The organism is Gordonia malaquae NBRC 108250, from assembly GCF_000344135.1.
GTDB classification, from domain to species: domain Bacteria; phylum Actinomycetota; class Actinomycetes; order Mycobacteriales; family Mycobacteriaceae; genus Gordonia; species Gordonia malaquae.
On sequence record NZ_BAOP01000026.1, the window covers coordinates 41605 to 53946 of the forward strand.

The window sequence follows — 12342 nt, forward strand, 5'->3', positions numbered from 1 at the left end:
CGACGCGACTACCATGAGCGCATGTCGACGCCAGGATCGCCCGATGGGCAGCAGCCAGGGGTGAATCATTTCGCGGAGACGGTGCAGCGTGACATCGGGTCGGACCGCGTATCGCTCGACAAGGGATCAACCGAGCAGTTCGCCAACCCCGGTCTCCCGCAGGACCAGGACGCCTACGGCTACCCCGCTTCCCAGCTCGAACCCCAATACCCCGGCCCCCAGTACCCCGGCCCCCAGTACCCCGGCCCCCAGTACCCCGGCGCGCAGTATCCCGCGGGCCAGTATCCTTCCGGCCAGTATCCGATGACCGGGTATCCGCAGCCCTACGGTCGGTCCGGGCAGTCTGCCGCGCGCGGCGTGATCCTGGGTTTGGCGATCGCCTGTGTCATCGCGTTGGTGATCGGGTGCGTCGTGGTCTGGAAGAAGGTGTCGGACTCGTCGGACTCGACGGTCGAGACGACCACGGCGCAGGTCGGGAATCCACAACCGGGCCCGACGACCACCACGACGGTTGTCGATCCGGAGGCGAAGGCTGCGCGCGACCTGGCCTCGTCCTCGGCGTCGGACACCACGTACATGCGGTCGAACTCCGACAACCGGTGGGCCGCGCAGGTGAGTGCAAAATGGCCGGGCCTGTACGCCGAAGGACGGACTTGGGACAACGCCTCGATCTACAGCGAGTACCTTTCAATGAAGCAGCGATATCCGAACGTACGGCTGCTCCGCTCAGCTGATTGGCCCGTCTTCACCGAGAAGCACTGGTGGGTCATCGTCTCAGCGCAGCAGTTCTCGACACCGTCCTCAGCGTTGTCGTGGTGCGTGAGTCAATCGCTCGACAAGGATCACTGTTTCGCCAAGTTCATCAGTTCGACAAGCGGCCCGGACGGTTCCACGCTGTACCAACGCTGATCGTCGAGCACAACAGCGAGGAGTACCGCGTGCGGCTGGCGATGGCCCAGATCTCGACCGGAACCGACCCCCACACCAACCTGACGCGCATCATCGACGAAATGCGGCGGGCCGCATCCGGCGGCGCGGACCTGATCGTGTTCCCAGAAGCCGCAATGTGCCGTTTCGGGGTGTCGCTGACCGACGTCGCGCAGCCGCTCGACGGGCCGTGGGCGTCACGGATCGCCGACGTCGCGACCGAGGTCGGGATCAGTGTCGTCGCAGGCATGTTCACGCCGTCCGACGACGGCCGGATCCACAACACCCTGCTGGTGGCACGTCCCGGGCTGCCGCCGATCGGCTACGACAAGATTCACTTGTTCGACGCGTTCGGCTTCAGCGAATCGGCGACGATCGCGCCGGGGGACCGGACCGTGATCGCCGAGATCGCGGGACACGCGGTCGGGTTCGCGACCTGCTACGACATCCGGTTCCCCGAACTGTTCACCGAACTCGCACGTCGGGGTGCAGAACTGATCGTGGTACCCGCATCGTGGGGTGCCGGTCCGGGCAAACAGGAGCAGTGGGAACTCCTCGTATCGGCGCGGGCCCTCGATTCCGCGACACACGTCGTCGCCGTGGGGCAGGCGTCGCCGACCGATCCGGCGGCTCGGAAATCGTCAGCTCCCACTGGGGTGGGCCATAGCCGAATCTCAGATCCGTTCGGTAGCGTGATCGCCGACTATGACTCCGGTGAACGGGTCGATCTGCACGACATCGACCTGACCCGGACCGACAAGGCGCGAGCGGCGCTGGCGATCGGCGCCAATCGCCGTGACATCCGCAGCCTGGATGGGACCCGAGCATGACCGACGACAGCACTCCGAGCGGGGATACTCCCGACAACAGCCCACCCGTCGAAGATGCCGCTGCCGCGACGCCTTCGGCGGACCCGGCTCAGCCGGAACCGGCGGGCCCCGCAGAGTCGACGGACGCGGCTGACGACACCCCGACCGGGGAAGTGATCACCGGACCGATCGACCCGACCCGCCGCCCGGCAGAGCCCGCGACGCACGCCTACTCACAGGCGTCGCGCCCTCCGACCCGTCAGATGGAAGCACTCGGCACCGGTGCGTTCGATGCGCCGAGCAACCCGGGCATCCCCGTCGCGAGCTCCAGCCCGGAGATCCCCGTGACGAAGTCCGCGCCGGCGGCGAACAAGCACGGCCGCAGGCGCACCATCGCCCTGATCTCCGCAGCCGTGGTGCTGCTGCTCGTCATCGCGGGCGTGGGCTCCGAGCTGTACATGCGCAGCAAGGTCACTGACTGCATCTCGAACGCATTCGGCGGGCTGACCGGCGCGTCCACCGACGTGTCGGTGTCGCGAAAGCCGATGCTGCTCGCAGTGTTCGGCAGTGAAGTGCCGTGGGTCCAGGTGGACACCAACGACGGCGACGCCGCCGACATGCGGCTCCACGCGCGTGCCGAAGGAATCAGCACAGACGGCGGCACAGTCCGATCGCTCAAAGGCTCGGGTTACCTGCCGTACAAGCGGATCACCGAACTGAGCAACGAGAGCCAGCAGAGCGGCGGCGCGACGATCAAGTCGATCTCGGCCGACGCGAACGCAGGCACCATCAAGCTCGAGACCGAGGTTCCGATCGCGATCCTGAGCATCCCCGCGACAGTGACGCTGAAGCCGACCGTGAGCAACGGGACAGTGAAGTTCGAGGTCAAGGATGCGACCGCTCTCATGTTCGGGCTGCCCTCCGACTTCGCGCAGCCGATCGTCGACCAGGTGACGACGTCGATGTTCGGACCGCTGTTCAAGCAGATCAAGGTCAGCGACCTCAAGGTGACCGGATCGGGCATCGACTTCGCGTTCTCCGGTTCCGACGTCAACCTGAAGGCAGCCTCCGAGGGGCAGTCCGCCGCGGGCGAATCGTCCGGCAGCTGCTCGATCTGAACCACCGTGTGAAATGTGTACCTGAGCGGACGTACTACCCCTTATAGCTCGGTGTAGAAGCGCTCACGTGCACATTTCACACGACGTGACGGCCGCTGATGGACTCCGGCTGCGATCGCCTCCATGATCGAGGTCGTCACATACTCCCACTCGTACAGAACTTGATCCCTGCTGAAGCGCAGCGTCGTGTAGCCGAGCGCAGACGCGGCCACATCGCGGGCGCGATCTTCATCGAAGCGTTCGAGGTGGAACTCCCGGCCGTCGGTCTCGATGATCAAGTGTTTTCCCACCAAGAGGTCGACCTGACCGACAGTGTCGATCTGCACTTGGATGCGGACCTTGACATGCTTGCCCTCGAGAAAGAAGCGGATCATCGACTCGGGGCCGGACATCGCCCTGCCGTCGCATCGGTCGAGCAGGGCGAGAATTCGCTTCGGTGCGTTGCGGAACTGGTAGTCGATCTGCTCGCCGGTCATGAACCCGAGATTCATCACGGAGTCGCATACTGCGACGAACTCCCCGCGATCCAGGCAACGCGCCGCATATTGCACTGCTGTCGGGGTGTCGTCTATCGCGGCACAGGCCGGGTCGTCCCGACCGAACCGCTGACAGAACCTGCTGTCCGGGATGCGGGCCGCGCGGCCACTGGTTCGGATGTGGACATCGGGCTGCTCGGGTACCCACACGCCGTGCTTCTCCAGCGCTGACACACAACTCAGAACTCCGCCCCGGTGAACAGCGGTCACCAGATCCTGGGGCGGGTCGCCGATTGCATACCAACCGCGGCGGATCTTCCGCGCGATGCCGTTCTTGATGCACTCGGCGAAACCCGCACGGCCCAACCGCCTGATCAGGTGCTGCGCGGAGTACACCCCGGTGCGTATCGGATTCATGCCGCAAGGATCGCCGACATCTTCTGGGTCGCTTCGGGTTCGTCACGAGAAGTCGACATCTGTGGACAACGCGTGCGTCATCCACAGATCGACCTGTGGTGATGCGTCTCCGCGGCACTAGGTGAAGACGACGGTCTTTCGGCCGTAGACCAGGACGCGGTCCTCCAGATGCCAGCGGACTCCGCGAGACAGGACGAGGGTCTCGATGTCGCGGCCCTGGCGGACCATGTCGGCCGTCGTGTAGTCGTGATTGATGCGACTGACGTCCTGCTCGATGATCGGACCGGCGTCCAGATCGGCCGTCACATAGTGGCAGGTGGCGCCGATGAGCTTCACGCCACGGTCGAAAGCCTGGTGGTAGGGCCGGGCGCCGACGAAGCTCGGCAGGAAGCTGTGGTGGATGTTGATCGCACGTCCGGCCCAGGCCTCGCAGAGGTCGGCGGGCAGGATCTGCATGAAGCGCGCCAGCACGATGGCGTCGGGCTGGTAGCCGTCGACGATGCGCCGCACTTCGGCGAACGCCCCGGTCTTTCCGTCCTTGGGGAACGGGACATGGTGGAACGGGACGCCGAAACGTGTTGTGAGTTCCTCGAGGTCGCGATGGTTGCCGATGACGGCAGCGATCGTCGCCGGGAACTCGCCGCGCTCGGCGCGGGAGAGCAGATCGGTGAGGCAGTGACTGTCCTTGCTGACCAAGAGCACCGCGGTCTTCTCGACCGACGTGTCGGTGAGCGTCCACTCAGTCTCCGGGCCCATGTCTGCTGCGATTCGAGCGAATCGCGCACGAACGTCGTCGACGTTGATCTCCGCGGAGTCGATGCGGACAGCCTGACGTGTGAAGAACCATCCTGTCGACTCGTCCGAGTGGTACGACGCCTCCGTGATCCATCCTCCGATATCGGAGATGAAGCCGGAGATGGCGGCGACGATGCCGGTGGTGTCGGGGCATCCGAGGGTGAGAACGAGACGTCGTGCGTCGTCGCTTGCAGGGCGCTGTGCGGTGGTCACGGGTCTAAGTGTGCCAAGCTCGAACCTGTGACGAACAGCAACCTGAACCGAGCCGCCGTCGCGGCCCTCGTCGACCACACTCTCCTCAAGCCGGAAGCGACACGGGCCGATGCCGAAGCGGCGGTCGCCGAAGCCGTCGACCTGGGCGTTCATGCGGTCTGCCTGTCGCCGTCGATGCTGCCGATCGACACAGGCGCCGTGCGCAGCTGCGTCGTCGCAGGCTTCCCGTCGGGTAAACATCATTCCCTCGTGAAGGCTGCTGAGGCGCGGTTCGCTGTGGAGTCGGGAGCTCGCGAGATCGACATGGTGATCGACGTGGGCGCCGCCGTCGGCGGTCACTACGACGAAGTGTTCGCCGACGTGATGACTGTCCGGCAGGGCATCGGATCGGATGTCCTGCTGAAGGTGATCGTCGAGTCGGCGGTCCTGCTGGGGACCATCGGTGAGGACGGGTTGACGCAGGTCTGTCAGAAGGCAGTGCAGGCGGGCGCCGATTTCGTGAAGACGTCGACGGGATTCCACCCGGCCGGCGGTGCGAGCGTCCGCGCGGTCGAGGTGATGCGTGCGGCGGTCGGCCCCCATGTCGGGGTCAAGGCGAGTGGCGGCATCCGTACCGCCGAGTTCGCGGCTGAACTGATCGCCGCGGGCGCGAGCCGTCTGGGGTTGTCGGGATCGCGCGCGGTCCTCGAGGGATTCCCGCTCTAGACGACCGCGAGCGGGTCGACGTACACCGCCGACAGCGCGACGGCGATCGCGGCGGCCTCCGGGACACCGATCCCGAAGCACGTCGGGTTGATCTGCAAGGGTCGGTCGATCCGGGTTGCGGCGTCGAACGCCGCCTGGACCGGCGCGAGCCCCTGCGGGTGGGTCGCGAACGCGTCGCCGGCGACGATGATCTCGTCGGGATTGATCACATCGCGCATGGCGGCCACCGCTTCGCCGAGCACCCGAGCCTGGTGATCGGCGATCACACTGGCGTCCGGTTGCACGCCGAGGCGTGCCGCTACAGACGCGGTCGCCTCGGTTCCGATCACCGACTGCAGAGGGGCGATCGGCTCGGTCGACAGGATTCCGGGCGCCACGGGCAGCCCGGCGATGGTTCCGGCGCCGTGCATCGGTTGGTGGACTTCGCCCGCGAACGTCATCGCCATGCCCACGGTTTCGCGGGCGTAGAAGAACAGGCCCGACTGCCCGTGGTCCATCGACCCCGACAGGATCAGGTCGGCTGCGGCCATCGCCTGCACGTGCTCGGACACCGACACCGGGACACCGAGCGCCGCCGTCAGCTCCGGGCCGAGCGGCTGGCGATGCCAGTTCAGGATCGGATGGTCGACGATGCCGGTGTCGGCGTCGACTGCGCCACCGATCGCTGCACCGCCCCACAGCACACGACGGCCGGAGAACCGGTCGGCGAGCTCACGCAGCAGCCCGCACAGGCGACGCACCGCGTCGGACGCGTCGATTCCTGCGAACTCCTGGGTGCGGATGGCGTGCGAGTACAGCGTGCGACCGCGGAGGTCGGCCACCACCAGGGCGGTGCGCAGCGCGCCGACGTGCATGCCTGCCACGCAGTAGTGGTCCCGGTCGAGGGTCAACGGAATCTTCGGCCTGCCGATGGCTCCGGTGTCGACGAGGTCGGGTCGCTCGGTGATCAGTTTGGCTTCGAGCAACGCGTTGACCTGACGGTTCACCGTCGCCGCAGACAAATCGACTGCGGTCACGATCTGATCGCGAGTGACCGGGCCTCCGGCACGGACAGCGTGGAGAACCGCCGCTGCCGGTCCGGTTCCGACTCGTAGTCGTGCAGGGACGACGCCGCCTGAGCTCATGGCGTCAAAGCTAGCAGTCGACCCGGCTCTACTATGGCTGCATGAGCACCGCCGCATCTGACACGTCCCGCCGAGTCGCCGTCGTCACCGGAGCGAGCTCGGGGATCGGTGCCGCGACCGCCCGTGCACTGGCCGGCGACGGCTACGACGTGGTCCTCGGCGCTCGCCGGGTCGATCGGCTGGAAGCGCTCGCCGCAGAGATCGGCGGACGCGCGCGGCAATTGGACGTGACCGACCCCGAGTCGGTCGACAGGTTCGTCGCAGGTCTCGACCGCGTGGACGTCCTCGTCAACAATGCAGGCGGCGCGAAGGGCCTCGCGACGGTCGCCGACGCCGACCTGGACGACTGGCGGTGGATGTGGGAGACGAACGTCGTCGGCACCCTGCGCGTCACGAAAGCCCTTCTACCTGCGCTGGAGGCGTCCGGCGACGGGCTCATCGTGACGATCACCTCGCTCGCTGCGATCGAGCCGTACGACAACGGCGCCGGCTACACCTCGGCCAAACACGGGCAGGCGATGATCCATCGCACCCTCCGCCTCGAATTGTTGGGCAAGCCGATCCGCCTCACCGAGATCGCCCCTGGAATGGTCGAGACGGAGTTCTCCCTGGTCCGGTTCGACGGCGACGCAGACAAGGCCGACGCCGTCTACTCCGGACTCGAGCCGCTGGTGGCCGACGATGTGGCCGAAGTGATCTCGTTCGTCGCGTCACGCCCGCCGCACGTGAACATGGACCAGATCGTCCTCAAGCCGCGTGATCAGGCGAGTGCTCGACGCAACATCAAGACCGGCTAGCGACAACCGCTTCGAGAACGTCCGCGACGTCGTCCGGGCCGTCGATGCGGTACCGCGCCGACGTTGCGCCGTCGCCGACCTTCACACTCACGTCGCCGGGCAGGTTGAGACGCGCAAACGCCTTCTCGTCGGTGATGTCGTCGCCGATGTAGAGCACAGCCTGTGCATGGCCGATGTCGCGGAGACGATCAAGCGCGTGACCCTTGCTCGTCTCGATCACTGCCAGTTCGATGACCGCCTTGCCGTATGTCACGTGCACGCCTTCCCACGACGCGGGACCCTCGGCCGCGAGTGCGAGTGCCGCGTCCGCATCCTCTGGTGAAGCGTTTCGGACGTGCAGGGTGGTGCTTGCCGGTTTGATCTCGACCGATGTTCCGGGGAAACGGGCGGCGAGAGCCTCGAACTCGGTGATCACTCGATCGAGCAGCGCACGTTTCTCGGCGGTGACGGGGTCGGCGAAGCCGGTGTCGAACTCGGCGCCATGGCTCCCCACCAGGACCACCGGATCTCCGAGCCCAGACAGCGCGGCCAGGTCGGCGCGAGCTCGTCCGGACACCAGTGCGACATCCATGCCGGGCAGTGCGGCGGCAGCGGCGAGCGCTGCGACCGACCGGGGATCGGGTTTGGCGTCTTCCGGACGGGAGACGATCGGTGCGACACACCCGTCGTAGTCCGAGGCGAGCAACACCCGGTCGAGGTGGGCGAACTCGGCGATCGCATGACCGAGGGGGCCGTCGATCCTCACGCGATCTCCTCATTCGCCGCACCCGCACCCGCGAGGGACTGCAAGAAGCTGTTGGCCCACAGGTCGACGTCGAAGTCGCGCACCTGCTGGTGCAGAGCGGCCATCCGTGTCCGTTTCGCTGTCGGGTCGTCGGTGACGGCCGCTTCGATCACGTCCATCACGTTCTGGTCGTCGTAAGGATTGAGAAGGTAGGCGGCCTCACCCAACTCTGCGGCCGCTCCGGTGAACTCGCTGAGCACCAGCGCGCCTCCGTGGTCGGCACGACATGCTGCGTACTCCTTCGCCACGAGGTTCATACCGTCTCGGAGCGGTGTCACGAGGACGACGTCCGCCGCCATGAAGTACGCGAGAAGCTCGTCGCGGGGGACCGGCTGCAGCAGGTAGCGGACCGGCGGCGACGTGGTGGTCCCGTACGTGCCGTTGATGTGGGAGACGCTCCGCTCGATGCGATTGCGGACGGCGATGTAGCTGTCGACCTGTTCCCGGCTCGGGCTGGCGAGCTGCACGAACACGGTCTCCGCCGGGTCGAGACGGCCCGCGGCGAAGAGTCCTTCGAGGCCTTTCAGCCGGACGTCGATGCCCTTGGTGTAGTCGAGGCGGTCGACGCCGAGAAGGATCGTTCTCGGATCGCCGAGCTCGGCGCGGATCTGTGCCGCACGGTCGAGCGTCTTCGACGCCTGGTCGGCGACATCGGCAGCGTTGATGGAGATCGGGAACGACCCCACCCGCACGGTGCGCGTGCCGGTGGTGATGCTTCCGAGTCCGTCGCGGACGCCGACGGGGTCGCGGGAGGTGTCCAGGTCGAGGACCCGGCGGACGAGGGTCAGGAAGTTCTCCGCGCCGCCCGGCAGATGGAACCCGACGAGGTCGGCGCCGAGCAGCCCTTCGAGCAGTTCGCGGCGCCACGGGAGCCGGGTGAACAGTTCGTACGAGGGGAACGGGATATGGAGGAAGAACCCGATCCGCACGTCCGGGCGCAGTTCCCGCAGCATCGCGGGTACGAGTTGGAGCTGGTAGTCGTGCACCCAGACGGTGGCGCCCTGCGCAGCGGACGCGGCAGTCGCCTCGGCGAACCGCCGGTTCACCGTCACATAGGTGTCCCACCAGTCGTGCCGGAACACCGGCTCCACCAGCAGGTCGTGATACAGCGGCCAGAGGGTCGAGTTCGCGAAGCCCTCGTAGTAGTCGGCGATCTCGCCGCTGCTCAACGGCACCGAATGAATGTCGATCCCGTCCACCCGCGGTTGCTCGTCGAGCGGAGCTCCCTGCTCGTCGAGCGAAGTCGAGGCGGCTGCGCCGCTCCACCCGACCCACGCGGCTTCGCGGGTCGCGAGAGTCGGGGTGAGAGCCGTGACGAGACCTCCCGGTGCACGCTTCCACGTGACCGTCCCGTCGGGTTGAACACGCTTGTCGACGGGGAGCCGGTTGGCTACGACGACGAATTCAGCACCCGTGTCGGTCATCGACGATCAGGCGGACTCGTCGGTGGCGAGGCCCAGCATGGACAGGAGCATCCGGCATTCGTCGGCGTCCGCGGCATATGTGGCGACCACGCGGCGGGCCGAGATCGCCGTCTCGTCGGCGACCGGAGTCAGATCGTCTTCTGCGATGTCTTCTGTCTTGGCAGGCATGCAGGTGATTCTACGCGTGACCCCGGTGGACGTCCGAGTTGGCGACGATCGCATCCCGGACGTACTGCGCGAGACCGGGTTCGAGAGCGTTGTACGTTGCCGCGAACCGTTCGTCTGCGATGTACATCTCGCCGAGGCAGCGATGGAACTCGTGGTCGCAGTCGTAGAAGCGGTCGTTGATCTGCAGGCGAGCGCGTTCGGCAGCCGCGCGGGCTCGCTCTCCGTCGGCCGGCTCGCCGGACGTCATGGCGTCGACGAACTCGGCGTTCACCGCATCCTGCTCGGCCTTGACCTCCGCCCAGTCGGCTTTCGTGTAGGTCGACGTTCGGGCCGCGGACTGCGTCCACGCCTCCGTCTGGCCCCACCGTTCCTCGGCCTCTGCCTGGTATTCGTCAGAGAACCCGTCTCCGAACAGTTCTTTCAATTCCGCGTCTGTGGCGGGTCGGTTCGTCATCTCACGCTCCAATGCGTCGTCTATCGCGCTCACGAGCTCACTGAGTTCGTCGAGCCTGGCTGTGACGACGTCACGTTGTCGGCGGAGATGATCGACAGCGTCGTCGGCCCCGTCGAGCAGGTCGGCGATGTCGTCGAGAGACATCTCGAGCCGGCGATACACCACGATCTGCTGCAGGCGGAGCAGGTCAGCCTGCGTGTACAGCCGGTACCCGGCCGTTGATCGCTCGGTCGGGGACAACAGTCCGATCTCGTCGTAGTGGTGCAGTGTTCGCACCGTCACCCCGAAATGCTCTGCCAGTCGACCCACGGTCCACGTGTCGCCTCGTGTCATCGTCACTCCTGAAGATCGTGGTGCCTCACGCCGCGTGAGGGTCAAGGGTTTTCTCGTCGCGGCTTTCGGCGGGGGAAGTTCTCCGGGCGGACGGGGATCCGGACGAGGACTGCGGGAATGCTCGGTCGACGCAGCGAACGCGCGAGGAACTCGCCGAGCGTGACGCCCGCGGCGAGTGCACAACCGGTCGTCAGTGCGGCGGCGACCTGGCCGAATCCTTCGAGCGACTGCCCGCTCATGATTCCGTAGAGACCGCGGTAGATCGAGAGGCCGGGCAGCAGAGGTGTGATGCCCGCGACGGCGATGACCAGCGGCGGCGTCAATGCGCGACGAGCTGCCAGACCACCGACGAGTCCGACGACGACGGCCGCGGCGGCCGCGGCGACGATCGATCCGGCCTGAGTGAGCGCCAAGCCCAGCGATACGCCCGACGCGACGATGCCCGCACCGAACGCCACCGGGATCGCGCGACGCTCGGCGTAACTTCCGAGCGCGAACGCCCCGGCCGCGATCGCGGCACCGGTGATTCGAGCGAGGGTGTCGGCGGTGCCGAACGGCAACTGGGTTCCCAGGCCGGGCAGCGTCACGCCGAACCATTCGGTGACGCGCAGGGCCAGGGCGACTCCGGCGAGGATGCCGCCGGTCTGCAGGACCACTTCGGAGAACCGGGCGGTGCCGGTGATCGGGGCGCCGGTGATCGCGTCCTGCACCGAACCGACCAGGGACAAGCCGGACAGCAGAACCACGATGCCGGCCGCGATGATCTGCGACGGCAGAAAGTCGATGCCGATCTGCTCGCGCCAATGGAAAAGCGTCGCCGCAGGCATCACTGCGATGAAGCCGCCCGCGAACTGTTGGAAGAACACGGGGGTGCCGATCCGCGCCAGTCTGCGGTTCAGCGAGACGATCACCAGCGTGGTGATGAATGCGGTGAATCCGACGAAGAACGTGCCGCCCAGCAGGATCGAGATGCCCGCCGCCATCGCGCCCCACCCGAGCGTCGCCACCCAGTACGGATACGGGTGGTTTGCGGCGATGATCTCGTCGACGATCCGGTGCGCCGTCGTCGGGGTGATCGCCAGCTGGCGGATGCGTCGCACCAGCCGATCGACGTGCGCGAGACGAGTGAAGTCCAGCGATCGATAGTGGACGGTCCGCATCGCCATCACCGGGGGAAGTGAGTAACCACGTCGTGCACACACGACGATCGTGTTGAATGTGACGTCGATGTCGACGTCCTCCAAGCCATAGATGCCCGCGACGAACTCGATCTGTTTGCGAGTGTCGATGGCGCCGGTGCCGGAGTCGAGGAGGACCGCGCCGATCTTCGCCGCCAGGTCCAGGACCTCGGTGATCGCTGCTTCGTCGTCGAGCGCGATCGGTTTGCGAGGTGCAACGACGATGCTGCCCGGCTCGATCGTGTCGATCGTCGCCTGGGCATTTCCTAGGACCTTCTCGAGTCCCCGGCGGAAGAACGCGCGCACGGTGTGATGCCTCCTCGTCGTGCGATCGTGGTGCTGGTGGTGGGTGAACTACGGGCGGCGGATATACTTCTTCACCGCACGCCTCCTTAGCTCAGTGGTAGAGCACCGCTCTTGTAAAGCGAAGGTCGTCGGTTCAATCCCGACAGGGGGCTCCACCAGAGGGTCGGTGCGAGAAGACACTTCTCGCCCGGCCCTCTTCGTGTATCGCTGCGGCCGCCCCATGCGTGACAATTCTGCCACCGGAGATCCGTGGACGTTCGGTCCGATCCTGTGGAGTTTCGATCAAGTGGCGGAGCTGTCCGAGCCGGAGGATC

13 protein-coding genes and 1 tRNA gene are annotated in these 12342 nt (G+C 66.4%); 6 read left to right on the top strand and 8 right to left on the bottom strand.

Annotated features, from left to right (window positions below; genetic code table 11):
* Positions 1 to 21 precede the first annotated feature (21 nt).
* From GM1_RS16085 to GM1_RS16095, 3 genes are read left to right on the top strand one after another with little or no spacing between them, the layout of a single operon-like run.
* Positions 22 to 909, top strand: coding sequence for a hypothetical protein (locus GM1_RS16085; RefSeq protein WP_157436099.1), 888 nt, complete (start codon positions 22 to 24; stop codon positions 907 to 909).
* Positions 910 to 938: 29 nt separating this feature from the next.
* Positions 939 to 1757, top strand: coding sequence for a carbon-nitrogen hydrolase family protein (locus GM1_RS16090; protein WP_008380550.1), 819 nt, complete (start codon positions 939 to 941; stop codon positions 1755 to 1757).
* Positions 1754 to 2854: an LmeA family phospholipid-binding protein gene (locus tag GM1_RS16095; RefSeq protein ID WP_008380551.1), complete on the top strand. Its 1101-nt coding sequence runs from the start codon at positions 1754 to 1756 to the stop codon at positions 2852 to 2854. Before GM1_RS16090 ends, GM1_RS16095 begins: the two co-directional genes overlap by 4 nt.
* Positions 2855 to 2895: 41 nt before the next feature.
* Here GM1_RS16095 and GM1_RS16100 read toward each other — a convergent pair whose 3' ends face one another.
* The gene (locus tag GM1_RS16100) at positions 2896 to 3747 is read right to left on the bottom strand and encodes a DUF559 domain-containing protein (protein WP_040520413.1); all 852 of its coding nucleotides are present in this window, start codon (positions 3745 to 3747) and stop codon (positions 2896 to 2898) included.
* A gap of 117 nt (positions 3748 to 3864) precedes the next feature.
* The gene (gene purU, locus GM1_RS16105) at positions 3865 to 4755 is read right to left on the bottom strand and encodes a formyltetrahydrofolate deformylase (protein WP_008380554.1); all 891 of its coding nucleotides are present in this window, start codon (positions 4753 to 4755) and stop codon (positions 3865 to 3867) included.
* 27 nt (positions 4756 to 4782) lie between these two features.
* Between purU and deoC the strand changes: the two genes are divergently transcribed.
* Positions 4783 to 5460, top strand: a complete 678-nt coding sequence (gene deoC, locus GM1_RS22985) for a deoxyribose-phosphate aldolase (protein WP_008380556.1) — start codon at positions 4783 to 4785, stop codon at positions 5458 to 5460.
* Here the strand turns inward: deoC and GM1_RS16115 are convergent.
* Positions 5457 to 6584, bottom strand: a complete 1128-nt coding sequence (locus GM1_RS16115; protein WP_008380557.1) for an ROK family transcriptional regulator — start codon at positions 6582 to 6584, stop codon at positions 5457 to 5459. The genes deoC and GM1_RS16115 overlap by 4 nt on opposite strands.
* Positions 6585 to 6625: 41 nt before the next feature.
* Between GM1_RS16115 and GM1_RS16120 the strand changes: the two genes are divergently transcribed.
* On the top strand, positions 6626 to 7381 hold the full coding sequence (locus GM1_RS16120) for an SDR family NAD(P)-dependent oxidoreductase (protein WP_008380559.1): 756 nt from the start codon (positions 6626 to 6628) through the stop codon (positions 7379 to 7381).
* Here the strand turns inward: GM1_RS16120 and otsB are convergent.
* Genes otsB through GM1_RS16140 form a run of 5 tightly spaced genes read right to left on the bottom strand, consistent with a single transcriptional unit; the run spans position 7368 to position 12028 of the window.
* The gene (gene otsB, locus GM1_RS16125) at positions 7368 to 8126 is read right to left on the bottom strand and encodes a trehalose-phosphatase (protein WP_008380561.1); all 759 of its coding nucleotides are present in this window, start codon (positions 8124 to 8126) and stop codon (positions 7368 to 7370) included. The two genes, GM1_RS16120 and otsB, sit on opposite strands and share 14 nt — an antisense overlap.
* A complete protein-coding gene (locus GM1_RS16130; RefSeq protein WP_008380563.1) occupies positions 8123 to 9589 on the bottom strand; it encodes an alpha,alpha-trehalose-phosphate synthase (UDP-forming) in 1467 nt (488 codons plus the stop codon). The genes otsB and GM1_RS16130 overlap by 4 nt, the downstream gene beginning before the upstream one ends.
* A 6-nt stretch (positions 9590 to 9595) precedes the next feature.
* Positions 9596 to 9757, bottom strand: a complete 162-nt coding sequence (locus GM1_RS22645; RefSeq protein ID WP_008380565.1) for a hypothetical protein — start codon at positions 9755 to 9757, stop codon at positions 9596 to 9598.
* Positions 9758 to 9767: 10 nt separating this feature from the next.
* Positions 9768 to 10544, bottom strand: a complete 777-nt coding sequence (locus tag GM1_RS16135; RefSeq protein ID WP_008380567.1) for a MerR family transcriptional regulator — start codon at positions 10542 to 10544, stop codon at positions 9768 to 9770.
* Positions 10545 to 10585: 41 nt separating this feature from the next.
* Positions 10586 to 12028, bottom strand: a complete 1443-nt coding sequence (locus GM1_RS16140) for a threonine/serine exporter family protein (RefSeq protein WP_008380569.1) — start codon at positions 12026 to 12028, stop codon at positions 10586 to 10588.
* A gap of 80 nt (positions 12029 to 12108) precedes the next feature.
* On the opposite strand from GM1_RS16140, the gene GM1_RS16145 reads away from it, so the two are divergent.
* Positions 12109 to 12183, top strand: a tRNA-Thr gene (locus tag GM1_RS16145).
* Positions 12184 to 12342: the final 159 nt, after the last annotated feature.

Coding starts and splice junctions, on each gene's coding strand:
- GM1_RS22645 (WP_008380565.1), bottom strand. CDS start 9,757: ATGCCTGCCAAGACAGAAGACATCGCAGAAGACGATCTGACTCCGGTC.
- GM1_RS16115 (WP_008380557.1), bottom strand. CDS start 6,584: ATGAGCTCAGGCGGCGTCGTCCCTGCACGACTACGAGTCGGAACCGGA.
- GM1_RS16085 (WP_157436099.1), top strand. CDS start 22: ATGTCGACGCCAGGATCGCCCGATGGGCAGCAGCCAGGGGTGAATCAT.
- GM1_RS16100 (WP_040520413.1), bottom strand. CDS start 3,747: ATGAATCCGATACGCACCGGGGTGTACTCCGCGCAGCACCTGATCAGG.
- GM1_RS16130 (WP_008380563.1), bottom strand. CDS start 9,589: ATGACCGACACGGGTGCTGAATTCGTCGTCGTAGCCAACCGGCTCCCC.
- GM1_RS16120 (WP_008380559.1), top strand. CDS start 6,626: ATGAGCACCGCCGCATCTGACACGTCCCGCCGAGTCGCCGTCGTCACC.
- GM1_RS16135 (WP_008380567.1), bottom strand. CDS start 10,544: ATGACACGAGGCGACACGTGGACCGTGGGTCGACTGGCAGAGCATTTC.
- GM1_RS16095 (WP_008380551.1), top strand. CDS start 1,754: ATGACCGACGACAGCACTCCGAGCGGGGATACTCCCGACAACAGCCCA.